Annotated in this window: 19 protein-coding genes; 13 read left to right on the forward strand and 6 right to left on the reverse strand. The window is 68.1% G+C overall.

Features of this window, described 5'->3' with window-relative positions:
• Positions 1-62 precede the first annotated feature (62 nt).
• Positions 63-965, reverse strand: a complete 903-nt coding sequence (locus AGI3411_RS06800; protein ID WP_129526628.1) for a LysR family transcriptional regulator — start codon at positions 963-965, stop codon at positions 63-65.
• Positions 966-1,088: 123 nt separating this feature from the next.
• Here AGI3411_RS06800 and AGI3411_RS06805 point away from each other — a divergent pair, with 123 nt between their 5' ends.
• From AGI3411_RS06805 to AGI3411_RS06815, 3 genes are read left to right on the forward strand one after another with little or no spacing between them, the layout of a single operon-like run.
• Positions 1,089-2,789, forward strand: a complete 1,701-nt coding sequence (locus AGI3411_RS06805; protein WP_129526629.1) for an acyl-CoA dehydrogenase family protein — start codon at positions 1,089-1,091, stop codon at positions 2,787-2,789.
• 48 nt (positions 2,790-2,837) lie between these two features.
• Entirely contained in the window at positions 2,838-3,818 is a 981-nt protein-coding gene (locus AGI3411_RS06810) for a Bug family tripartite tricarboxylate transporter substrate binding protein (protein WP_129526630.1), read from the forward strand.
• Positions 3,819-3,830: 12 nt separating this feature from the next.
• On the forward strand, positions 3,831-4,958 hold the full coding sequence (locus AGI3411_RS06815) for a CaiB/BaiF CoA transferase family protein (protein WP_129526631.1): 1,128 nt from the start codon (positions 3,831-3,833) through the stop codon (positions 4,956-4,958).
• A gap of 20 nt (positions 4,959-4,978) precedes the next feature.
• Here AGI3411_RS06815 and ggt read toward each other — a convergent pair whose 3' ends face one another.
• Positions 4,979-6,736: a gamma-glutamyltransferase gene (ggt, locus tag AGI3411_RS06820; protein ID WP_129526632.1), complete on the reverse strand. Its 1,758-nt coding sequence runs from the start codon at positions 6,734-6,736 to the stop codon at positions 4,979-4,981.
• 110 nt (positions 6,737-6,846) lie between these two features.
• Here ggt and AGI3411_RS06825 point away from each other — a divergent pair, with 110 nt between their 5' ends.
• Positions 6,847-7,752 carry a LysR family transcriptional regulator gene (locus AGI3411_RS06825; protein WP_129526633.1) on the forward strand — a complete coding sequence of 302 codons (906 nt, stop codon included), beginning with the start codon at positions 6,847-6,849 and terminating at the stop codon, positions 7,750-7,752.
• 95 nt (positions 7,753-7,847) lie between these two features.
• On the opposite strand, the gene AGI3411_RS06830 is transcribed toward AGI3411_RS06825, so the two are convergent.
• The gene (locus AGI3411_RS06830; RefSeq protein WP_129526634.1) at positions 7,848-8,840 is read right to left on the reverse strand and encodes a tripartite tricarboxylate transporter substrate binding protein BugE; all 993 of its coding nucleotides are present in this window, start codon (positions 8,838-8,840) and stop codon (positions 7,848-7,850) included.
• A 241-nt stretch (positions 8,841-9,081) separates the two neighbouring features.
• On the opposite strand from AGI3411_RS06830, the gene AGI3411_RS06835 reads away from it, so the two are divergent.
• Complete coding sequence (locus AGI3411_RS06835; RefSeq protein ID WP_129526635.1) at positions 9,082-9,975, forward strand: AEC family transporter; 894 nt, start codon at positions 9,082-9,084, stop codon at positions 9,973-9,975.
• 97 nt (positions 9,976-10,072) lie between these two features.
• Here the strand turns inward: AGI3411_RS06835 and fumC are convergent, their stop codons facing one another.
• Complete coding sequence (fumC, locus tag AGI3411_RS06840; RefSeq protein WP_129526636.1) at positions 10,073-11,458, reverse strand: class II fumarate hydratase; 1,386 nt, start codon at positions 11,456-11,458, stop codon at positions 10,073-10,075.
• A gap of 163 nt (positions 11,459-11,621) precedes the next feature.
• Between fumC and tsaE the strand changes: the two genes are divergently transcribed.
• Both tsaE and AGI3411_RS06850 read left to right on the forward strand, forming a co-directional pair.
• Positions 11,622-12,161, forward strand: coding sequence for a tRNA (adenosine(37)-N6)-threonylcarbamoyltransferase complex ATPase subunit type 1 TsaE (tsaE, locus tag AGI3411_RS06845; RefSeq protein WP_129526637.1), 540 nt, complete (start codon positions 11,622-11,624; stop codon positions 12,159-12,161).
• A complete protein-coding gene (locus AGI3411_RS06850) occupies positions 12,089-13,474 on the forward strand; it encodes an N-acetylmuramoyl-L-alanine amidase (RefSeq protein ID WP_165359086.1) in 1,386 nt (461 codons plus the stop codon). Before tsaE ends, AGI3411_RS06850 begins: the two co-directional genes overlap by 73 nt.
• 117 nt (positions 13,475-13,591) lie before the next feature.
• Here the strand turns inward: AGI3411_RS06850 and AGI3411_RS06855 are convergent, their stop codons facing one another.
• A complete protein-coding gene (locus AGI3411_RS06855) occupies positions 13,592-14,233 on the reverse strand; it encodes a VTT domain-containing protein (RefSeq protein ID WP_129526638.1) in 642 nt (213 codons plus the stop codon).
• A 104-nt stretch (positions 14,234-14,337) separates the two neighbouring features.
• Between AGI3411_RS06855 and mutL the strand changes: the two genes are divergently transcribed.
• Both mutL and miaA read left to right on the forward strand, forming a co-directional pair.
• The gene (mutL, locus tag AGI3411_RS06860) at positions 14,338-16,254 is read left to right on the forward strand and encodes a DNA mismatch repair endonuclease MutL (protein ID WP_129526639.1); all 1,917 of its coding nucleotides are present in this window, start codon (positions 14,338-14,340) and stop codon (positions 16,252-16,254) included.
• Between the two features lie 2 nt (positions 16,255-16,256).
• Complete coding sequence (gene miaA, locus AGI3411_RS06865) at positions 16,257-17,222, forward strand: tRNA (adenosine(37)-N6)-dimethylallyltransferase MiaA (RefSeq protein ID WP_129526640.1); 966 nt, start codon at positions 16,257-16,259, stop codon at positions 17,220-17,222.
• A gap of 96 nt (positions 17,223-17,318) precedes the next feature.
• On the opposite strand, the gene purM is transcribed toward miaA, so the two are convergent.
• Positions 17,319-18,368 (reverse strand): phosphoribosylformylglycinamidine cyclo-ligase, encoded by a 1,050-nt coding sequence (gene purM / locus AGI3411_RS06870; RefSeq protein WP_129526641.1) that lies wholly within the window; start codon positions 18,366-18,368, stop codon positions 17,319-17,321.
• Between the two features lie 418 nt (positions 18,369-18,786).
• On the opposite strand from purM, the gene hda reads away from it, so the two are divergent.
• From hda to AGI3411_RS06890, 4 genes are read left to right on the forward strand one after another with little or no spacing between them, the layout of a single operon-like run.
• The gene (gene hda, locus AGI3411_RS06875; RefSeq protein WP_129526642.1) at positions 18,787-19,488 is read left to right on the forward strand and encodes a DnaA regulatory inactivator Hda; all 702 of its coding nucleotides are present in this window, start codon (positions 18,787-18,789) and stop codon (positions 19,486-19,488) included.
• Entirely contained in the window at positions 19,485-20,183 is a 699-nt protein-coding gene (locus tag AGI3411_RS06880; protein ID WP_129526643.1) for an HAD family hydrolase, read from the forward strand. Before hda ends, AGI3411_RS06880 begins: the two co-directional genes overlap by 4 nt.
• Complete coding sequence (gene pcnB / locus AGI3411_RS06885; protein ID WP_129526644.1) at positions 20,184-21,542, forward strand: polynucleotide adenylyltransferase PcnB; 1,359 nt, start codon at positions 20,184-20,186, stop codon at positions 21,540-21,542.
• Positions 21,543-21,545: 3 nt separating this feature from the next.
• Positions 21,546-22,034: a 2-amino-4-hydroxy-6-hydroxymethyldihydropteridine diphosphokinase gene (locus tag AGI3411_RS06890; RefSeq protein ID WP_129526645.1), complete on the forward strand. Its 489-nt coding sequence runs from the start codon at positions 21,546-21,548 to the stop codon at positions 22,032-22,034.
• Positions 22,035-22,108 lie beyond the last annotated feature (74 nt).

The raw sequence follows: 22,108 nt of genomic DNA on the forward strand, positions 1-22,108 counted from the left end.
CATGGCCGGACCAGTGTACTCCCGCTGACCCGCGTTGGCGCGCCCCGTCCGGATGCCGCGCGTCACGGAATGGCGGAGCCAGCCCAATCATGGTGCGCCACCATTTCCACCGCCTTCTCCTGCAGCGGCGTGCGCGCGGCGCCGGGCCAGATCGCCTGGCTGACCGAACGGGCCGCGTGCTCGAACGCGATGAAGCGCGTGCCCGCCAGGCCGCTGCGCGACAGGCAGGCCGGCACGATGGACACGCCCAGCCCTTGCGACACCAGCGACGCGACGCTCAACCAGTGCCTCACTTCATGCCGGATGACCGGCATGAAGCCGGCCGACACGCACATGGCCAGCACCGTCTCGTAATAGCTCGGCGACGCCGCCCGAGCGAAGAACACGAAATCGTCCCCCGCCAGCTCCGCCAGCTTGAGCGATTCGCGGCCGGCCAGCGGATGGCCGTCCGGCAGGCACACCATGAAGGGCTCGGCCACCAGGTCCCGCGCCTCCACCCCTTTGGGCAAAGGGTTGGCATGGATGAAGCCCAGATCCTGCTCGCCCCGGCGCACGGCCTCGATCTGGTCGTGCGAATTCAGTTCGGTCAGCACGTGCTCCACGTCGGGCAACTCGGCCCGCATCGCGCTCAGCAGCGCGGGCAGGCCCCGGTACAACATAGAGCCGACGAACCCGATGCGCAGCCTGCCGCGCAGGCCCGCGTCCACGCGCTGCACCAGCGTGCGCACCTCTTCCGCCTGGCGCAGCAGCGTCAGGGCTTCGCGGTACAGCACCTGCCCGGCGTCGGTCAGTTCCACGTGGCGGCTGCTGCGGTTCAGCAGACGGGCGCCCACGCTCTCCTCCAACTGCCGGATGGCGTAGCTCAGCGGCGGCTGGGAAATATGCAGCCGGACGGCCGCCCGGCTGAAATGGCGCTCTTCCGCCACGGCGATGAAATACCGCAACAGGCGCGGATCCAGGTCCATGGTCTTCCCCTTGTTTTTCGAATCTATACTTTTTTTAGATTGTTCTACACAAAAACGGTATTTGTATAGATTAATCTGCCCGCGCACCATCGGACATCTCCCCGTTTTGCACAGGATGCCGCCATGGATGCCCCCGTCAAGACCGCTACGCCCGCCGCCACGCCCATTCCGGATTCGCGCGGCCTGAACCTGTTCCGCGCCGACCCCTACGCGGCGGCGCTCAGCCAGCGCTACCTGCCCCCCGCGCTGCATGCCCACCTGCTGCCCCACCTGGAGCGGCTGGGCGAGCTGGCCGGCGGCGCCATGGACGAACTGGCCTCGACGGCCGACAAGCACCCGCCCACGCTCTCGGTGCGCAACCGCGCCGGCACGGACGAATCCCGCATAGACAAACACCCTGCCTACGTCGAGCTCGAACGCCTGGCCTACAGCGAGTTCGGCCTGGCCGCGCTATCACACCGGGGCGGCGTGCTGGGCTGGCCCGAGCCCATGCCGGCCTCCGCCAAATACGCGCTCAGCCACCTGTTCGTGCAGGCGGAGTTCGGCCTGTGCTGCCCGGTCAGCATGACGGACTCGCTGGCGCGCACGCTGCGCAAGTTCGGCGACCCAGCGCTGGTGGAGCGGGTCCTGCCGCAAGTGACGTCCCAGGATTTCGACACGCTGCGCCAGGGCGCCATGTTCATGACGGAGCAGGGCGCGGGATCGGACGTCAGCGCCACTGAAGTCACGGCCGAGCGCCAGGACGATGGCACCTGGCGCCTCCACGGCGACAAATGGTTCTGCTCCAATCCGGACGCGGGCTACGCCATGGTGCTAGCGCGCAGCGAACCGCAGGCCGGCCTGAAGGGCGTGTCGCTGTTCCTGCTGCCGCGCGACCTCCCCGGCGGCGAACACAACCACTACCGCATCCTGCGCCTGAAGGACAAGCTGGGCACGCGGTCGATGGCCAGCGGCGAAATCCGCCTGGAAGGCGCGGTGGCGTGGCTGGTCGGCGAGCGCGGGCGCGGCTTCAAGCAGATGGCCGACATGATCAACAACTCGCGTCTGTCCAACGGCATGCGCGCCGCCGGCCTGATGCGCCGGGCCGTCACCGAGGCGGTCTACTTCTCGCAACACCGCCGCGCCTTCGGCAAGCGCCTGATCGACATGCCGCTGATGCAGCGCCAGCTGGTCAAGATGACGGTCTGGGCCGAACAGGCGCGCAGCGTGATATTCCAGACGGCGCGCGCGCTGGCCGACGCCGACCAGGGCAGCGGCGATCCCGCGCTGGCCCGCATCCTGACCCCGCTCATCAAGTTCCGCGCCTGCCGCGACGCCCGCAAGGTCACCGGCGACGCGATGGAAGTGCGCGGCGGCTGCGGCTACATCGAGGAATGGACGGAGCCGCGCCTGGTACGTGACGCGCACCTGGGCTCCATCTGGGAAGGCACCAGCAACATCGTGGCGTTGGACGTGCTGCGCGCCATCACCAAGGAACAATCGCTGCCCGCGCTGCACAGCCATGTCGACCGCCTGCTGGCCGACGGCGCGCCCTGCCCGCCCGCGCTGGCCGCGTTGCAGGCCCGCGCGCTGGAACAGACCTACGCGCTGGCCGAACACGCCGCGCAAGGCAACCACCCCGAACTGGCCCGCCAGGCAGCGTCGCTGCTGTATCACGCCGTGTCCATGGCCGCCTTGCGTTGGGAAGCCGCCGCCCCCGGCCTGGAAAGCCGGGCGCAACTGGCCGACCAGGTGCTGCTGCACCGCCTGGGCCCGCGCGATCCCTACGCCATCCCGCCCGATGAAAGCGCGGCTTGCCAGGCAATCCTGCAATACGCGCTGTAAACCGACGCCGGCGGCACAGCCGGCGCGTCCCTACCACTGGAGACAAGCATGAATCGTTACCTCGCCCCCTTGCTGCTGGCCGCCGCCGCGGCCATCCCCTCGGCGCCCGCGCTGGCCGCGGACGCCTACCCCTCGGAACGGCCGGTCACCCTGATCGTGCCTTTCCCGCCCGGCGGCCCCACCGACGCCCTGGCGCGCAGGCTGGCGGACAAGCTCCGGCAGCCGCTGAAGCAGAATGTCATCGTCGAAAACCGCAGCGGCGCGGGCGGCAACATCGGCTCGGAGTACGTGGCCATGGCCAAGCCCGACGGCTACACCCTGCTGTTCGGCACCTCCGGGCCGCTGGCGATCAACGTCAGCCTGTACAAGAAGCAGGGCTACGACCCGCAGACCAGCTTCGCCCCCATCATCCGCATCGGCCACCTGCCCAACATCCTGGTCGTGAACCCGTCCGTGCCGGCGAACAACATGCAGGAGCTCATCGCCTACGCCAAGAAAAACCCCGAGGCGCTGAGCTACGCCTCGTCGGGAAACGGCGCGTCCTCGCACCTCGCCGGCATTCTCTTCAACCGCATGGCCGGCACCCAGATCATGCATATCCCCTACAAGGGCACCGGCCCCGCGCTCAATGACCTGCTGGGCGGGCAGGTGTCCATGTCATTCACGGACATCCTGACCGCGCTGCCCTACGTCAAGGCCGGCAAGCTGCGCGCCATCGGCCTGGCCAGCGCCCAGCGCTCCGACGCGCTGCCCGACCTGCCCACGCTGTCCGAGCAAGGGCTCAAGGGCTACGACGTCAGCGTGTTCTTCGGCATCGTGGCGCCCAAGAACACGCCCGCGCCGGTCGTGGACACCCTGAACCGGGCGTTCCAGGCCGCCCTGTCCGATCCCGAGGTGGCCCAGACGCTGCGCAGCCAGGGCATCGTCGAAGCCCAGGACAAGACGCCCCAGGGCCTGTCCGCCTTCATCTCGGCCGAAGTTCCCAAATGGCGCGACGTAATCGCCAGCGCCCACGTTTCCATCGACTGAACGGATCCCTGCATGGCTTCAACGCAACCCAACCCCGGCTCCCTGGCCGGCTGCAAGGTGATCGACCTATCCCGCGTGCTGGGCGGTCCTTATTGCACGCAGATCCTGGCCGACCACGGCGCCGACGTGCTCAAGATCGAGCCGCCCGGCGGCGACGAAACCCGGGGCTGGGGGCCGCCCTTCCTGGGCGATACGGCCTCCTACTTCATTGGCGTAAACCGCAACAAGGAAGGCATGACGCTGGACCTGTCCCAGGAAGCGGGCCAGGAACTGCTGCGCCGCCTGCTGGCCGACGCCGACGTGCTGGTCGAGAACTTCAAACCCGGCACGCTCGAGAAATGGGGCTTGGGATACGAGACGCTGAGCCGGGAGTTTCCGGCGCTGATCCATTGCCGGGTCAGCGGCTTCGGATCCGACGGGCCGCTGGGCGGCCTGCCGGGCTACGACGCCTGCGCGCAGGCCATGTGCGGCCTCATGAGCGTGAACGGCGACGCGGAGGGCGAGGCCACCCGGGTCGGCCTGCCCGTGGTGGACATGGTGACCGGCCTGAACGCGGCGGTGGCCATCCTGCTAGCGCTCAACGAGCGCGGCCGCAGCGGCCTCGGCCAGTTCCTGGACATCACGCTGTACGACTGCGCCCTGTCGCTGCTGCATCCGCACGCGCCGAACTACTTCTACAGCGGCAAGGTGCCCGCGCGCAGCGGCAACGCGCACCCGAACATCGCTCCCTACGAAACGCTGCCCACCGCCAGCGGCCCGATCTTCCTTGCCGTGGGCAACAACCGGCAATTCGCGCAGCTGGCGCAAACGCTGGGCGCGCCCGCGCTGGCCGAAGACCCGCGCTACGCGGCCAATGCCGACCGCCTGCGCAACCGCCAGGCGCTGCGCGACGACCTGTCCGCGCTGTTGGCCGGACACGACGCGGCCGGGCTGGCCGACCGCCTGCTGCGCAGCGGCGTGCCCGCGGCCGCCGTGCTGACGGTGGACCAGGCGCTGGCGCACCCGCATACGCGGCACCGCGGGATGGTGCTGGAGCAAGGCGATTACCGCGGCGTGGGTTCCCCGATCAAGCTGTCGCGCACGCCCGCGACGCTGCGCAAGCTGCCACCGGCGCTGGGCCCGGCCACGCGAGACGACTAGGCTCCCGATGCCGCGGCGGCTCAGCCCCCTTGGGCCAGGCCTTCGCGGCGCGGATCCACGCCCCCCTGCAGCCCGTCGGCGCCGATCACGATGCCGTGGATGCCGCTGGGAAACTCGGTGATGCGCACCGGGTGCCCCATGCGTTCGAGCGCAGGCGCCAGGGCCTCCAGCGGCGTGCCCTTCTCGAGTTCGGTTTCCTTGTTGCGGCTGCCCATGTTGGGCAAGGCGATGGCGGCCTGGATATCCAGGCCCCAGTCCAGCACGCCCACCAGGGTCTTGGCCACGTAGTTGATGATGGCGCTGCCGCCGGGCGAGCCCACCAGCATATAGGGCTTGCCGTCGCGCAACACGATCATCGGCGCCATCGCGCTGCGCGGCCGCTTGCCGGGCTCGATGCGGTTGGCCACGAGCCTGCCCTCGGGATCCCGGTACGACGAGGAAAAGTCCGTCATCTCGTTGTTCAGCAGGAAGCCGCGCACGAAAATCTTGCTGCCGAATTCGCTCTCGATGGTGGTCGTCATGCTCAGCGCATTGCCCTCGGCGTCTACCGCCACCAGGTGGCTCGTGGAGGGCAGCTCGAGGGCATTGTCCTTGCCCAGCGACAGGAGCTTGCCTTCGGGATCGCCGGGCAGCGCCACCTTCATGCTGCGATCCGGCCGGATCAAGGCGCCGCGCGCGCGCAGGTACGCAGGGGCCAGCAAGGCGCTGACGGGCACCGGCACATAGGATGGGTCCGCGACGTAGAAATCGCGGTCGGCGAACGCCAGCCGGCCAGCCTCGGAAAAATAGTGCACCGCCTCCACGCTGCCCGGCGCGTACTGGCCGATAGGGAACTGCTCCAGTTCGCCCAACATCTGCAGCACGGCGATGGGGCCGCTGCTGGGCGGCCCCATGCCGCACAACTGGTAGCCGCGGTAGGCGCCGCAGACGGGCGGACGCTTCTTGGCGCGATAAGCGGCCAGGTCGGCCAGGCTCAGGTCGCCGGGCACGGCATGGCCGTGCACCGCGGCGACGATGTCCCGCGCGATGCCGCCCTGGTAGAACGCCTCCGCGCCCTGCTCCGCCACCGCGCGCAGCGTGCGCGCGAACTCGGGATTCTTCAGCACGTGGCCGACGGGCCAGGCCTCGCCGCCCGGCGCGTAGAAATAGGCCGCCGCCGCGGGCTGCGCGGGCAGCGCCTTGTTGCCCGCCAGCAGCGCGTGCAGGCGCGGCGACACGGCGAAGCCCTGCTCGGCCAGCCGGATCGCGGGCTGGAACAGGTCGGCCCAGGGCAGCACGCCATTCTCTTTGTGCGCCAGTTCCAAGCCGCGCAGCAGGCCGGGCACGCCGACGGACATGCCGTTATTGACAGCTTGCGCGAAAGGCAGCGGCTTGCCCTGGGCATCCAGGAAGCGGTCCTGGCGGGCCGCCGCGGGCGCGGTCTCGCGGCTGTCGTAGGTCTGGATGCGGCCGGTCCGAGCCGAATACAGCACCATGAACGCGCCGCCGCCGATGCCGGAGGATTGCGGCTCCACCAGGTTCAGCACCAATTGGGTAGCGATGGCGGCGTCCACCACGCTGCCACCCCGGCGCAGCATGTCGTCGCCCGCCTGCGTCGCGAGCGGGTTGGCCGACACCATCATGAAATGCGATGCCCGCACCAGCTGGCGGGCCTGCGTGCCGCTGGCGGCCTCCGGATTGAGGTCCTCGGCCGCGTGCGGCATCCGGCCCCAAGCGGCGGGCACGGCGGACATAGCGGCGGCAAGCAGGATCGCGGCGGCATGGCTGGATGCGCGCATGGGGAACTCCGATAGGCGCCGGCATACCGGCAGGCGTCCATCATATCAACGCGTCCGCCCGGCGCATCCGGCATAGAATCCCGGTTCCCGTCCACTGCCCCCGTCGTGCCATGCGCCTGCGCCACATCGAGATTTTCGAAGCGATCCGTCGTACCGGGTCCCTGACCGAGGCCGCGGCCGCGCTGCACATTTCGCAGCCCGCGGCCAGCAAGCTGCTGGCGCACGCCGAGGCCCAGCTGGGCTTCAAGCTGTTCGAGCGTGTAAAGGGCCGGCTGGTCGCCACCCGCGAAGCCGATATCCTCACCCCCGAGGTCGCGCGCCTGAACCAGGACCTGAACAGCGTGCGCAGGCTGGCCGCCAGCCTGCGCGACCGGCCCAACGGCCACTTGCGGCTGGGCTGCGCGCCCGCGCTGGGCCTGGGGCTGCTGCCGGGCGTGGTGCGCGACAGCCGCGATGCCCAGCCCGGCATCACCTTCGACATCCATACGCACCACAGCGCCGAGCTCGTGCAGGGCCTGCTGACACGCGAACTGGACCTGGCCATCACCTTCGACACGAACGACTATCCGGGCCTCACCCGGCTGGGCCTCGGCCATACGGAACTCGTGCACCTGAGCCGCAAGCCCGGCGCGGGCCCGCTGCGGCTGTCGGCGCTGTCGACCATGGCGGGCGACACGCTGATCGTGCTGGACGCCGGCGACGCCTCGGGCGCCCTGCTGCAGATGGCGCTGGACGCCCAGGGCCTGGATCCGCAGGTCGCCATCCAGGTGCAGACCCATTACGTGGCCTGCGCGCTGGTCGATGCCGGATGCGGCGACGCCATCGTGGACGCGATCACCGCCCAGGCGATGCTGCGCCCCGGCATGAGCCTGCGCAGGCTGGATCCGCCGTTGCGGGTTCCCATCAGCATCATGGTGCGCAACCAGGACCCTTTGTCCGCGCTGCACCGCGACCTGATCGAACGGCTGAAGGCCGGCTGCGAAGCGCGCCTGGCCGCCCTCGACGGCCCGCGCTGAGAACGCCGGCCTTCCGCAAAAACACAACGGGCGCCCGAAGGCGCCCGTTGCATTTCATAGAGCTGGGGGCAGGCGGAACCCGCCCCCGCGCGCCATCAGTCCAGCTTGATGTTCTGCTTCTTCACGACGTCCTTCGCCCAGTCGTACTGCTCTTTGATTTCCTTGGCGAATTCTTCCGGCGTGTTGCCCGACGGCGCCGAGCCTTGGTCGTCCAGCGCCTTGATGACCTTCGGGTCCTTCAGGGCCACGACGGCCGCGTCGCGCAGCTTGTTCACGACTTCCATGGACGTGCCCTTGGGAGCCAGCAGGCCGTACCAGACCGGCTGGTTCAGCACCGGGAAGCCCGCGTCCTTGAACGTCGGCACGTCCTTGATGGCTTCGATGCGATCCGGCCACGCGATGGCCATGGCGCGCAGCTTGCCCGCCTGGATCTGCGGCATCGACGACGGCAGGTTGTCGAACAGGATTTCGATCTGGCCGCCGACGGCGTCGGCCACGGCCGGGCCCGAACCCTTGTACGGCACGTGCACGATGTCCGTGCCGGTGGCCATCTTGAACGATTCGCCCATCAGGTGCAGCACGCCGCAGGTGCCCGAGCTGCCATAGGAGTACTTGCCCGGGTTCTTCTTCAGCTCTTCCAGGAAGCCCTTGAAGTCCTTGGCAGGGAACTTCGGGTTCACGGCCACGACGTTGGCGGTGTTGGCGAAGTTGGTGACCGGCTGGAAGTCCTTGATCGGATCGTAGGGCAGGTCATTGGGACGGCAGGCGGGGTTCACGGCCATCGTCGACACGGTGGCGATGGACAGCGTGTAGCCGTCGGCGTCGGCGCGCGCGGCTTCGGACGCGCCGATGGCGCCGCCCGCGCCACCCTTGTTTTCCACGACCATGGGTTGGCCCAGTTCCTGGCTCATGCGCTGCGTCACGAGGCGCGCGATGATGTCGGTGGAACCGCCAGGCGCAAACGGGACGATGACACGGATGGGCTTGCTCGGGTACTTGTCGGCGGCGTGCGCGGCGGAGGCGCCAAGGGTACCGGCAGCGCCTGCGGCCAGGGCGATGGCCGCGGCCAGGGAACGGACTTTGTTCATAGAAGTGTTTCCTCCAATATTGCTGGCCCGCATGTGAACGGGCCGTCTGTGATGTGCCCGCCTGTAGACGGGTCAGCAATTGACGGTGGCGGCGCGTTGCTGGGGTGCTGGTCGAATCGCACTGCTTTTGTAGGTTGCTTGTGGCACACGCGGCCGCCAGAATGACGGAGAATAGCAGCAAATGCTTACAGTCGCATAGCGCGCCGATCCCCGGTTGACGCCCATCAATTCGTACTCGCCAATGTCGGTTGCCCTCCTGGTTTTCCCTGATTTCATGCTGGTTGCACTGGGTTGGGCGCTGCGCCACAAACTGGGTTTTTCCCGGGAGTTCTTTGCCGGAACCGAGCGGCTGGTCTACTTCGTCCTATTCCCCGCCCTGCTGTTCCAGTCCATCATCCGCACCCCCATCACGGCCGGCAACGCCGCCATGCTGTTGCAGGCCACCGCGGCCGTCGTGGGTTCGGGTGTCGCGCTGTCCTGGCTGGCGGGCCTGGTGCTGCGGCCCTCGTCGCTGGGCCTGGCCTCGTCGGCGCAATGCGGCTATCGCTTCAACACCTACATCGGCCTGGCGCTGTCCGCCAGCCTGGGCGGCACGCAGGGCCAGACGATCATGGCGTTGATCGTCGGTTTCGCGGTGCCGATGGCCAATCTGGCGGCGGTCTACGGCCTGGCTCGCCACAGCGGCGGCAGCCTGCTGCGCGAATTGGCGCGCAACCCGCTGCTGGTCTCCACCCTGCTGGGGCTGGCCTGCAACCTTGCGGGCCTGCACCTGCCCGGCCCCGTGGACACGGTGCTGGCCCGGCTGGGCGCGGCGGCGATCGCGCTGGGCATCATCTGCGTGGGCGCCAGCCTGTCCTGGGAAGGCGGCAAGGGCTATGGCGCGCTGATCGCGTGGATGCTGTCGGTAAAGCTCGTGGCGCTGCCCGCCGTCGCCTGGCTGGTGGCGGGCCTGCTGTGCCTGCCGCCGCTGGAAACGCGGATGCTCCTGCTGTTCGCGGCCCTACCCACGGCCTCCGCGGCCTATGTGCTGGCGATGCGCATGGGCGGCGACGGCCGCATGGTGGCGGTGCTGATATCGCTGGGCACGCTCTTTTCCGCCCTGACGATCCCGCTGTGGCTGCTGCTGGCCGGCTAGGCGGGGTGCGAGACCGTACAAGTGTCAGACACCAGATCCGCCCCCCAGGCCGCCCGCCCCCTCAGGGACTAGCCAGCGAGTGCGGCGCGGGGACCCACTATTTATTGGTCATCGAAGCCGGCACTACCCATTCGGCGAACTGCGCCTCGGTCAGGTAGCCCAGCGCCAGCGCCGACTCCTTCAGGGACAGGCCTTCCTTGTGCGCCTTTTTCGCGATCTGCGCGGCCTTGTCGTAGCCGATGTGCGGGTTCAGCGCCGTCACCAGCATCAGCGAACGGTCCACCAGCTCGGCGATGCGCTCGCGATTGGGCTCGATGCCCGCGGCGCAATGCTTGTCGAAGCTGGCCATGCCGTCGGTCAGCAGGCGCACGGATTGCAGGAAGTTGTGGATCACCAGCGGCTTGTACACGTTCAGCTCGAAATTGCCGCTGGCCCCGCCGATGTTGATCGCCACGTCGTTGCCCAGCACCTGCGCGGCCAGCATCGTGACAGCTTCGCATTGCGTCGGGTTGACCTTGCCCGGCATGATCGAGCTGCCCGGCTCGTTCTCGGGAATGCTGATCTCGCCCAGGCCCGAGCGCGGGCCGCTGGACAGCCAGCGCACATCGTTGGCGATCTTCATCAAGCCGGCCGCCAGCGACTTTAGCGCGCCATGCGCGAACAGCAGCGCTTCGTGCGAAGCCAGGGCCTGGAACTTGTTGGGCGCGGAAACGAAGGCCGTGCCGGTGGCGTGCGCCAGTTCGGCCGCCACCTTGGCGCTGAACTGCGGATGCGCATTCAGGCCGGTGCCCACCGCGGTCCCGCCGATGGCCAGCTGGTGCAGGCCCGGCAGCGTGGCGCGGATCTGCTGTTCGGCCAGATCCAGCTGCGCGACATAGCCGGACAATTCCTGGCCCAGGGTCAGCGGCGTCGCGTCCTGAAGGTGCGTGCGGCCGATCTTGACGATGTCGTAGAACGCCGCGCTCTTGGCGGCCAGCGTAGCGCGCAGCGCCTTCAGCGAGGGCAGCAGGTGGTGCTCGACCTGCACGGCGGCCGCCACGTGCATGGCGGTGGGAAAGGTGTCGTTGGACGACTGCCCGCGGTTCACGTGGTCGTTCGGGTGGACCTTGCGCTCTTCGCCACGCACGCCGCCCAGCAGTTCGGAGGCGCGGTTGGCCAGCACCTCGTTCATGTTCATATTGCTTTGCGTGCCCGAACCGGTCTGCCAGACCGACAACGGGAACTCGCCGGGCCATTTGCCGGCGACCACTTCATCGGCGGCGCGGATGATGCCGTCGGCGATTTTCGGGTCCAGCTCGCCCAGGTCGGCATTGACCTTGGCGGCCGCGCGCTTCAGGCGCGCCATCGCCTCGACCAGCGGCGCCGGCATCTTTTCCGTGGAAATCGCGAAGAAATGCAGCGAGCGCTGCGTCTGGGCGCCCCAAAGGTGGTCTTCGGGCACTTCAATCGGGCCAAACGTGTCTTTTTCGATGCGGGTCTTCATGGCGCGTACAACTCCGTGGCAACGTCGATAGCGGCCGGCAGCAGCGTTCCGGCCACGCTGATTTTGAGAATGAAAATCACTACTAGATTAGCAGAAACCCGCATTCCTATAATTGCGCGTACATCCGTGTTTCCTCCACCGTTTTTACCACTCGCCCCGCGCCATGTCCGCCCCTCTTTGCAGCCTGACCTTGCACCTGCCCGACGAATCCGCCACGGAGTCGCTGGCGCGGCAGCTCGCCCCCCTGGTTTCCGGCCGGGACACCGGGCTGGCGGGCGCCCGCATCCACCTCCAGGGGGACCTCGGCGCAGGGAAAACGGCCTTCACCCGGGCGCTGTTGCGCGAATGCGGCATCACAGGGCGAATCAAAAGTCCAAGCTACGCGCTGCTTGAATCCTATAAAGTTTCTAACTTATACTTCTATCACCTTGATTTTTATAGATTTAGTGATTCGCGCGAATGGTTGGACGCAGGATTCCGGGATTTGCTGCGTGACGACACGGTCGTTTTGATCGAATGGCCTGAGCGGGCGGAGGGCCTTTTACCCCCGCCCGACCTGCTGATATCCCTCGCCTACGCCGGCGAAGGACGTGACGCCACCCTGACCGCGTACACCGCTCGAGGACAAACATGGTTGAACGCGATTGTCCCCCCGCCCTCAGTGGCGCCCTCCCCTCGGCAGGCGCCACCCGGCGCCGCCTGATCAGCGTCGCCGCCACCCTGCTCGTCCTGCCGGTTCTGCCGCGCCTGGCCCAGGCCGCGACGATCCTGGCTGTGCGTACCTGGCCGGCCGACGAATACACCCGGGTTACGCTTGAGCTCGACAGCGAACTCAAGGCCGAACAGTTCACCCTGGAAAACCCCCACCGCCTGGTGGTGGATATCGAAGGGCTGACCATCAGCGCCGCCCTGAACGACCTGGTTTCCAAGGTCCGGCCGGACGACCCCTATATCCAGAGCCTGCGCGTGGCGCAGAATCGCCCGAACGTCGTGCGCCTGGTGTTCGACCTGAAGCAGCCGGTGGCGCCGCAGGTATTCACGCTCAAACCCGTGGCCGACTACCAGTACCGCCTGGTGCTGGATCTGTACCCGAAAATCGCCCAGGACCCGCTGATCGCGATCCTGAACAAGCAAAGCGGCCCCGACGTCGACGATCCGCTGGCGCGCATCCTGGAAGACATCCAGCGCAACCCGGTGACCCGCGCCGACCCGCCCGAGCCGCCGCGCGTCAAAGGCCAGCAGCCGGCCGCGCCCCTGCCCTCCACGCCCAAGCCTCCGCCCGCCACCGCGAGCCGCGGCAAGCAGCGCATGCTGACCATCGCGCTGGACCCCGGCCACGGCGGCGAGGATCCGGGCGCCATCGGCAGCAGCGGCCTGCGCGAGAAGGACGTGGTACTGCGCATCGCCCGGCGCCTGAAGGCGCTGATCGACAGCCAACCCTACATGCGCGCCTATCTCACGCGCGACGACGACTACTTCGTGCCTCTGCACGTGCGTGTGCAGAAGGCGCGGCGCGTGCGCGCCGACCTGTTCATCTCCATCCACGCCGACGCCTGGATCAAGCCCTCGGCCAACGGCTCCTCGGTGTTCGCGCTGTCCCAGCGCGGCGCCACCAGCACCCAGGCGCGCTGGATGGCCGACAAGGAAAACGCGGCCGACCTGATCGGCGGCGTCAACCTGGGCAGCCACGACCGCCAGGTGGCGAAGGTGCTGCTGGACCTGTCCACCACCGCGCAGATCAACGATTCGCTGAAGGTCGGCAGCGCCTTCCTGGACGAAATCAAAAAGATCAACCGCCTGCACAAGAACAGCGTCGAGCAGGCCGGCTTCGCCGTGCTGAAGGCGCCGGACATTCCGTCGGTGCTGGTCGAAACCGCCTTCATCAGCAATCCGCAGGAAGAGGCCCTGCTGCGCAGCAGTTCGCACCAGGACAAGCTGGCGCAGGCCATGATGACGGGCATCCAGCGCTACTTCACCGCCAATCCGCCGCTCGCGCGGCTTGGCGACGTCAGCTAAAGCCGCCCTTGCGGAAGGCCGCTACCTCCTGTAGCGGCCAGGCAAACAAAAAGGCGATGCGCCCATTGCGCGCATCGCCTTTTTTGTTTTTGCCGCCACGCCGGGGCGCGGGCGACCTCAAGGCCCGCTGCGGCGCGCCTTGAATAGCTTGAAGAGCCCGGCCCCGATCACCGGCACGATCGCCGCGGCCAGGCCCAGCAACACAATGGTGTTCAGGTGTTCGCGCACCAGCGGGATGTTGCCGAAGAAGTAACCCGCGGCCACCAGGCTGATCACCCATAGGAGCGCGCCCAGGATATTGAATAGCTGGAAGCGGGCCAGCGGCATGTCGGCCACGCCCGCCACGAACGGCGCGAACGTGCGCACGACCGGAATGAAGCGCGACATCACGATGGTCTTGCCCCCGTGCTTTTCGTAGAACGCGTGCGTGCGCATCAAGGCGCCGCGATCAAGGAAACGCAGGTTCATCGAGAACACGCGAGGCCCGATATAGCGCCCCACGGCGTAGTTGACCGTGTTGCCGGTGATCGCCGCGACGATCAGCAGGCCCGCCATCAGGAAGGGATCGATGTGGCCGGTCGCGCCGAAGGCCCCGGCGATGAACAGCAGCGAATCCCCCGGCAGGAAGGGCAGCACGACCAGCCCCGTCTCCGCGAACACAATCAGGAACAGCACCAGGTACACCCACACGCCATACTGATCGACCCAGACGCCCAGCGTCTGGTCGATGTGGAGGACCATATTGAAGAATTCAAGCATCGAAACAACCCTGCGGTGGGAACGGAATAAGTGTCAGCGACTATAGCCCACCCGCCCATGACGCTAAAATCATCCGCATAGCCATGCCAGAAACGTCCAGCAACATGACAGAACGCCGCTCCATCCTTGCGCTTCCCGACCTGCTGATCAGCCAGATCGCCGCCGGCGAGGTCATCGAGCGGCCAGCCTCCGTGCTCAAGGAAATCCTCGAGAACGCCATCGATGCCGGCGGACGCGCGATCGAAGTGCGGCTGGAGGGCGGCGGCATCCCGCCCGATGAACTGCCGCTGGCGCTCGCGCGCCACGCCACCAGCAAGATCCGCTCGCTGGGCGAACTGGAATCGGTGGCGTCCATGGGGTTCCGGGGCGAAGCCCTGGCGTCCATTGCCTCGGTGGCCCAGGTCACCATCATCTCCCGCACCCGCGACGGCGAACATGCCTGGCAGATCGAAGCCGGCAGCATGCAGGTCACCCCTGCTTCGGGCCCGCCCGGCACCACGGTCGACGTGCGCCAGCTGTTCGATGCCGTGCCTGCCCGCCGCAAGTTCCTAAGGTCCGAGGCCACGGAGTTCGGCCATTGCGTGGACGCCATGGAGCGCATCGCGCTGGCGCATCCGCAGATCGCCTTCCGCCTGTTCCACCACGACCGCGCGCAGCGCCAATGGCTGCCCGCCGAACCGCCCCAGCGCATCCGCGACGTGCTGGGCGCGGAGTTCGCCGAGCACGGCCTGCTGCTGTCGCATTCGGTCGGCAACGTCAGCCTCGCCGGCATGATCACCCGCCCCACCGCCGCGCGCGCCCGGGCAGACCGCCAGTACCTGTACGTCAACGGCCGCTACGTGCGCGACCGCACGGTCAGCCACGCCCTGCGCGCCGCTTACGCCGACGTGCTGCACGGCGACCGCCAGCCCGCCTACGTGCTGTTCCTGGATATCGACCCAGCCGCGGTGGACGTGAACGTCCACCCCGCCAAGCACGAAGTGCGCTTTCGCGACAGCGGCGCCGTCCACCGCTTCGTTTCCCATGCGGTCGGCCAGACGCTGGCGCAAACCGGCGGCTCCGCCGTGGTCGCCCCGGCCAGCCAGGACGACGACGCCGGATTCGAAACGGCGGCCCCGTCGGCCCCCGCGGCCGGCACGCCGCCGCAAGCCGTCCCCGAGCCCGCCTCCTCCCGGCCCGCGGAATCGCCCAGGCCGGCCTACAGTGGCAATGGCGGCGCGTCCTACGGGCTGCGCCCCTCGCCCGCGCCGCAGCGTCCGCACACCCAGGTCCCGTTCCGGCTGCATGCCGAGCCTGCCGGGATCCCCGCTGCGGACTGGCAATCGCTCTACCGGCCGCTCGACGAGGACTCGGCCGCCAAAGCCGCGTCCCTGCGCGAGCCCGACCCAGCCTCCGCGGCGCCGGCCGCGCCCGCGCAGGCCATGCCGGCGGACGAAGAACACCCGCTGGGCATGGCCCTGGGGCAATTGCACGGCATCTACATCCTGGCGCAGAACCGCCGCGGCATGGTGCTGGTGGACATGCATGCCGCCCATGAACGCGTGGTGTACGAACAGCTCAAGCAGGCGCTGGACGCGCGCAGCCTGCCGCGCCAGGACCTGCTGGTGCCCGTGGTCTTCCACGCCCAGGAAAAGGACGTGGCGCTGGTCGAAGAATTCGAAGAGCAGCTGCAAGGCCTGGGCTTCGAGATGCGACCTTCCGGCCCCACCTCGATCGCCGTGCGCTCCGTGCCGGCCATCCTGGCGCGCGGCGACATCGAAACCCTGGCCCGCGCGGTGCTGCGCGACCTGGGCGCCGTGGGCGTCTCGCGCCTCCTGACCGAACAGCGCAACGAATTGCTGTCCACCATGGCCTGCCACGGCTCCGTGCGCGCCAACCGCAAGCTCACCATCGAAGAAATGAATGCGCTGCTGCGCCAGATGGAAGCCACCGAGCGCGCGGACCAGTGCAACCACGGCCGTCCGACCTGGGTGCAATGGTCGGTGTCCGATCTGGACAAGCTCTTCCTGCGCGGGCAATAGGCTTGTCTTCGCCCGCGCTTTCCTCCGCCGCCGCGCGCCGGGTCATCTGCCTGGCCGGCCCCACCGCCGCCGGCAAAAGTGCGTCTACCCTGGCGCTGGCCGAACGCTGGCCGCTGGAAATCGTCAACGTGGATTCGGCGACGATCTACAGCGGCATGGACATCGGCACGGCCAAGCCATCGCCCGACGAACAGGCGCGCGTTCCGCAGCACCTGCTGGACATCCTGGACCCCGTCCAGTCGTACTCCGCCGCCGAATTCGTCGCCGACGCGCTGCGCCTGATCGACGAGATCCGCTCGCGCGGCCGCATTCCGCTGCTGGCAGGCGGCACCATGATGTACTACAAGGCGCTGCGCGACGGCCTGGATGACCTGCCCCAGGCCGACCCGGCGCTACGCGCCGAACTGGAGGCCCGCGCGGCCCTCCAGGGCTGGCCAGCGCTGCATGCCGAGCTGGCCCTGCTGGACCCCGTGACCGCGGCCCGCCTGGCGCCCAACGACAGCCAGCGCATCCAGCGCGCGCTCGAGATCTGCCGGCTTTCGGGTCAACCCATGTCGGCCCTGTTGCTGCGCGGCCAGCGCCAGCGCGATGACAGCGGCAACCAGTACGTCACCATCAGCCTGGAACCTTCCGACCGCGCCGCCCTGCACGCGCGCATCGAACAGCGCTTCGACGCCATGCTGGCCAAGGGGCTGCTCGACGAGGTGCGCGGCCTGCACGCCCGGGCCGACCTGCATCCAGGCCTGCCGTCCGTGCGTTGCGTGGGGTACCGGCAAATGTGGGCGCACCTGGACGGTGAAATCGACCTGGACACCGCGCGCGAACAAGGCATCGCCGCCACGCGCCAGCTGGCCAAGCGCCAGATCACCTGGCTGCGCGCGCAACCCGAGCGCGCCATCGTGGACTGCCTCGCGGCGGATGCCGTGGCGCAGACCATCGATGCGGTGGCAGTAATGCTGGGGGAGTGATTGGGTGACAGATTTAAAGTCAGGCGGTGTCAGACACCCGGGGAGATCGGCTTCGGCTTGTGCCGGCGGCTCTTAGGGTGTCTGACACGCGCAGGATCAGACGACGAAAGTCTGCGCCATGCCTTCTTTCTGCTCGACGATTTCGCCCAGCGTGCTGACGGTTTCGCCCTGCTCGCGCAGCGTGGCGGCGATGGCTTCGGCGTCGGCCGGGTCCACGACCAGCACCATGCCGATGCCGCAGTTGAATACGCGGTACATCTCGGTGTCTTCGACGCCGCCCTGTTCCTGCAGCCACTGGAACAGCTTGGGCATTTCCCAGTTGGCGCGATGCAGCTGGGCCGCCAGGCCGGGCTGCAGGATGCGCGGCACGTTGTCCAGCAGGCCGCCGCCCGTGATGTGGGCCAGGCCCTTGATGCTGGCGCCGTGCTTGGCCAGCGCGGCCAGCACCTGCTTCACGTAGATGCGCGTCGGCGCCATGACGACGTCGACCAGCGGCTGGCCGTGGAAGTCGTCGTCGGGCTTGGCGTTGGCGCGCTCGAGGATCTTGCGCAGCAGCGAATAACCGTTGGAGTGCGCGCCGCTGGACGCCAGGCCCAGCACAACGTCGCCGGTCTTGATCGTTTGGCCTGTGATGATGGCGGACTTTTCGACCGCGCCCACCGCAAAGCCGGCCAGGTCGTACTCGCCGTCAGGGTACATGCCCGGCATCTCGGCGGTTTCGCCGCCGATCAGCGCGCAGCCCGACAGCTCGCAGCCCTTGGCGATGCCGCCCACCACCGACGCCGCCGTATCCACCGAAAGCTTGCCGCAGCCGAAATAGTCCAGGAAAAACAGCGGTTCCGCGCCCTGCACCAGAATATCGTTGACGCTCATGGCGACCAGGTCGATACCCACGGTGTCGTGGCGGTTCCAGTCGAACGCCAGGCGCAGCTTGGTGCCCACGCCGTCGGTGCCCGAAACCAGCACGGGCTCCTTGAACGTCTTCGGCACTTCGAACAAGCCGCCGAAGCCGCCGATACCGGCCAGCACCCCGGCACGCATCGTGCGGGCCGCAAGCGGTTTGATACGGTCGACCAGGGCGTCGCCTGCGTCGATGTCGACACCGGCATCGCGGTAGGTCAGAGGGGCGGTAGGTTGATTCGTCATGAGAAATGCCGTGGGGTATGTAACAATTGCAGGGATTTGGGTGGAACGCCCCGCATTTTACGATGTTGCGGGCTCGAGCAGGGATTGTCCCCGCCTGGGCGCCGCGAAAGCGGCCCGGGAACGGGAGGCAGAATCGCGCAAAGCCACGCCGGCCGGCGGGCTCGGACGCGACACTGCCCCCTCAGGTGGTTTAAAGTGTAGGGTTCGCCGGTATTGATTTTGCCAGTTTCTGACGGCTGAAGCCCGACGCGGCCCTGTTTCGGCTTGCATTGCGCCCGGCTCCGGCCCCTGTATTACCGTTTTTTTGGCTTTTCGGCACCCGGCGGCGCTGCCCGGCATGCCGCTCGCGGAACCCCGCCAAGTGGACTCGCGGCGTTGGTTTTCTGGTGCTCCGAACAAGCCTGATTGATAAGCTCTCATGAACCGCCAGCTGCTGCTCGACGTTCTTCCCGCGCCAGCGCCATCGCTGAACAACTATATCGCCGGCCCCAACGGAGAAGCGCTCGCAGCCGTGCGCGCGCTCGAACCCGGCCGCGCCTTGTATATCTGGGGCGCCGCGGGTTGCGGCCGCAGCCATCTGCTGCGCGCGCTGACCGCGCGGCGCGACGCCGTCTACATCGACGCCGCCAACGGCGAGAACATGTTGCGCCGCCTGGCCGAAGCCGACTCCAAGTCGCCCATGCCCAAGTTCGTGGCGGTCGACGACGTGCACCGCATGAACGACAGCCGCCAGGCCGCCCTGTTCGCCCTATACAACCGCTGGCGCGAATCCGCCGCGACGGGCCGTGCCTTCGCGCTGGCCCTCGCGGGCGACCGCGCCCCCTTGTCCATGCCGCTGCGCGAAGACCTGCGCACGCGCCTGGGCTGGGACCTGGTGTTCCGCCTGGATCCGCTGTCCGACGCCGACAAACTGGCCGCCCTGTCCGCCCAGGCGGCCGAGCGCGGCATGCACCTGGCCCCCGAAATCATCAACTGGATGCTCACGCACCACGAGCGCGACATCCGCAAGCTGGCGGCGCTGCTCGACGCGCTCGACCGCTATTCCCTGGCCACCGGCCGCCCTATCACCCTGCCCCTGCTGCGCGCCATGCTCGCAGACCCTGATTCGCAACGCACATGACCACCCGACGTCTCGCCCTGTTCGACCTGGATCACACCCTGTTGCCGCTCGACAGCGACTACCAATGGGCCGACTATCTGGCACGCACGGGCCGCGCGGGCGATCCCGACGAAGCCCGCCGCCGGAACGACGATCTGATGGACCGCTACAACCGTGGCGAACTGACCGCCGAGCAGGCCGCCGAGTTCATGCTCGGCCTGCTGGCCGCGCACACGCCCTACGACCTGGCGGCCTGGCACGAAGCGTTCATGGAAGAGGTGATCCGCCCGTCCATGACGCCCGCCGCGCGCGACCTGGTGCAATCGCACCTGGAAGCGGGCGACCTGTGCGCGGTCGTCACGGCCACCAACAGCTTCGTCACCGCCCCCATCGCGCGCGCCTTCGGCGTGCCCCACCTCGTGGCGACCGATGCGGAATACCTGCACGGCCGCTACACCGGCCGCATCCTGGGCACGCCCAGCTTCAAGGAAGGCAAGGTCGTGCGCGTGAACGACTGGCTGGCCGGCATGAACCTGGGGCTTGCGGATTTCCCGGAATCGTTTTTCTATAGCGATTCGGTGAATGATGTCCCCCTGCTCGAGAAAGTGACCCGTCCGATCGCCGCGAACCCCAGCCCCTCCCTGCGCAAGATTGCCCAGGAACGCGGTTGGCAAGTGATCGACTTGTTCGACCACATGGAAGATGCGAAGTCCTAAATGATCACTGAAACCATAAAAAAATTCGTCGGCCGACTGTTCGCGCCGGCACCCCGGGGGCCGTTGCGCATCGCGCGCGACAAACACGGCATAGACCGCCGCAACGTATCGCGACACGCGATCAAGGTCTGCGAAGTCCTGCGCCAGCACGGCTATGAGGCCTATATCGTGGGCGGCGCGGTGCGCGACCTGATCGTCGGACTGGAACCCAAGGATTTCGACGTGGCCACCAACGCCACGCCCGAAGAGATCCGCCCGCTGTTCCGCCGCGCCCGCATCATCGGCCGCCGCTTCCAGCTGGTGCACGTGGTGTTCGGCCAGGAAATCATCGAAACCTCCACCTTCCGCGCGCCCGCCTCGGAAGACCAGGAGACCGACGAACACGGCCGCATCCTGCGCGACAACGTGTTCGGCACGCAGGAAGAAGACGCCAAGCGGCGCGACTTCACCATGAACGCGCTGTACTACGACCCGCACACCGAGGAAGTCATCGACTACCACAATGGCGTGGCCGACCTGAAGAAGCGCCAGATCCGCATCATCGGCGATCCCGCCAAGCGCTACCGCGAAGACCCGGTCCGCATGCTGCGCGCCGTGCGCTTCGCCGCCAAGCTCAATGGTTCGATCGATCCGGCCACGCGCCAGCCGATCGGCACGATGGCCGACCTGATCGAGAACGTGCCGGCCTCGCGCCTGTTCGACGAAATGCTCAAGCTGCTGACCTGCGGCCATGCCATGGACTGCCTGCGCCAGCTGCGCGCGGACGGCCTGCACAAGGGCTTGCTGCCCCTGCTGGACGTCGTGCTGGAACAGCCCGGCGGCGAGCATTTCGTGGAGCTGGCGCTGGAACGCACCGATGCGCGCGTGCGTTCGGGCAAGACCATCAGCCCGAGCTTCCTGTTCGCCGCGCTGCTGTGGCAGCAGGTGGACGTGCGCTGGAAGCAACTGCGTTCCCAGGGCGAGCACACCATTCCCGCGCTATCGCAGGCCGCCGACTCCGTGCTGGACGAACAAACCGAGAAGCTCGCGATCCAGCGCCGCTTTTCGTCGGACATGCGCGAAATCTGGTTCATGCAGCCGCGCTTCGAGCGCCGCATGGGCAAGAGCATCTTCCGCATGATCGAGCAGCCGCGCTTCCGCGCAGCCTGCGACTTCCTGCAATTGCGCGCCGCCGCCGGCGAGTTCGACAGCGTGCTGGCGCAATGGTGGATGGACCTGGCCAATGCCGACGACGTCACCCGCGCCGACATGATCGAGGAAATCGCCCGCCAGCCGCGCGACGCCGGCGATGCGCCCGCCCCGCGCAAGCGCCGTCGCCCGCGCCGCTCGCCCTCGCGCGGCACGCCCAGCGCCGGCTGACCCATGCCGCCCGCCTCCGTCCGCGCCTACGTCGGCTTGGGCGCCAATCTCGGCGACGGCGCGGCGACGCTGCGCCAGACGCTTGCCGAGCTGCGCGACACCGACGGCATCCTGGCGGTGGCGGCCTCGCCGTTCTACCGCAGCGCGCCGGTGGAGGCCACCGGCCCGGATTTCGTCAACGCGGTGGCGGCGGTGGACACCCGCCTGAGCCCGCTGGCCTTGCTGGACGCCCTGCAAGCGCTGGAAAACCGCCACGGCCGCCTGCGTCCCTACAAAAACGCGCCGCGCACGCTGGACCTGGACCTGCTGCTGTATGGCGATATCCAGATGGACCACGAGCGCCTGTCGCTGCCCCACCCCCGCATGCACCTGCGCGCCTTCGTGCTGCTGCCGCTGCGCGACCTGGCGCCGGACCTGACGCTGCAAGGCAGGCGCATCGACGACTGGATCGGCGAGATCCACGGGCAGGACATCCATCCCTCCGGTGTCTGACACCCGCCCTATCCAGGTAGCCGATCCTGCCTGTGTCTGACACCCGTTCTATCCAGGTGGCCGATCCTGCCAGT

It is taken from the genome of Achromobacter agilis, from assembly GCF_900496965.1.
Lineage (GTDB): Bacteria > Pseudomonadota > Gammaproteobacteria > Burkholderiales > Burkholderiaceae_B > Achromobacter > Achromobacter agilis.

Coding starts and splice junctions, on each gene's coding strand:
- AGI3411_RS06800 (WP_129526628.1), bottom strand. CDS start 965: ATGGACCTGGATCCGCGCCTGTTGCGGTATTTCATCGCCGTGGCGGAA.
- AGI3411_RS06805 (WP_129526629.1), top strand. CDS start 1,089: ATGGATGCCCCCGTCAAGACCGCTACGCCCGCCGCCACGCCCATTCCG.
- AGI3411_RS06810 (WP_129526630.1), top strand. CDS start 2,838: ATGAATCGTTACCTCGCCCCCTTGCTGCTGGCCGCCGCCGCGGCCATC.
- AGI3411_RS06815 (WP_129526631.1), top strand. CDS start 3,831: ATGGCTTCAACGCAACCCAACCCCGGCTCCCTGGCCGGCTGCAAGGTG.
- ggt (WP_129526632.1), bottom strand. CDS start 6,736: ATGCGCGCATCCAGCCATGCCGCCGCGATCCTGCTTGCCGCCGCTATG.
- AGI3411_RS06825 (WP_129526633.1), top strand. CDS start 6,847: ATGCGCCTGCGCCACATCGAGATTTTCGAAGCGATCCGTCGTACCGGG.
- AGI3411_RS06830 (WP_129526634.1), bottom strand. CDS start 8,840: ATGAACAAAGTCCGTTCCCTGGCCGCGGCCATCGCCCTGGCCGCAGGC.
- AGI3411_RS06835 (WP_129526635.1), top strand. CDS start 9,082: ATGTCGGTTGCCCTCCTGGTTTTCCCTGATTTCATGCTGGTTGCACTG.
- fumC (WP_129526636.1), bottom strand. CDS start 11,458: ATGAAGACCCGCATCGAAAAAGACACGTTTGGCCCGATTGAAGTGCCC.
- tsaE (WP_129526637.1), top strand. CDS start 11,622: ATGTCCGCCCCTCTTTGCAGCCTGACCTTGCACCTGCCCGACGAATCC.
- AGI3411_RS06850 (WP_165359086.1), top strand. CDS start 12,089: ATGGTTGAACGCGATTGTCCCCCCGCCCTCAGTGGCGCCCTCCCCTCG.
- AGI3411_RS06855 (WP_129526638.1), bottom strand. CDS start 14,233: ATGCTTGAATTCTTCAATATGGTCCTCCACATCGACCAGACGCTGGGC.
- mutL (WP_129526639.1), top strand. CDS start 14,338: ATGACAGAACGCCGCTCCATCCTTGCGCTTCCCGACCTGCTGATCAGC.
- purM (WP_129526641.1), bottom strand. CDS start 18,368: ATGACGAATCAACCTACCGCCCCTCTGACCTACCGCGATGCCGGTGTC.
- hda (WP_129526642.1), top strand. CDS start 18,787: ATGAACCGCCAGCTGCTGCTCGACGTTCTTCCCGCGCCAGCGCCATCG.
- AGI3411_RS06880 (WP_129526643.1), top strand. CDS start 19,485: ATGACCACCCGACGTCTCGCCCTGTTCGACCTGGATCACACCCTGTTG.
- pcnB (WP_129526644.1), top strand. CDS start 20,184: ATGATCACTGAAACCATAAAAAAATTCGTCGGCCGACTGTTCGCGCCG.
- AGI3411_RS06890 (WP_129526645.1), top strand. CDS start 21,546: ATGCCGCCCGCCTCCGTCCGCGCCTACGTCGGCTTGGGCGCCAATCTC.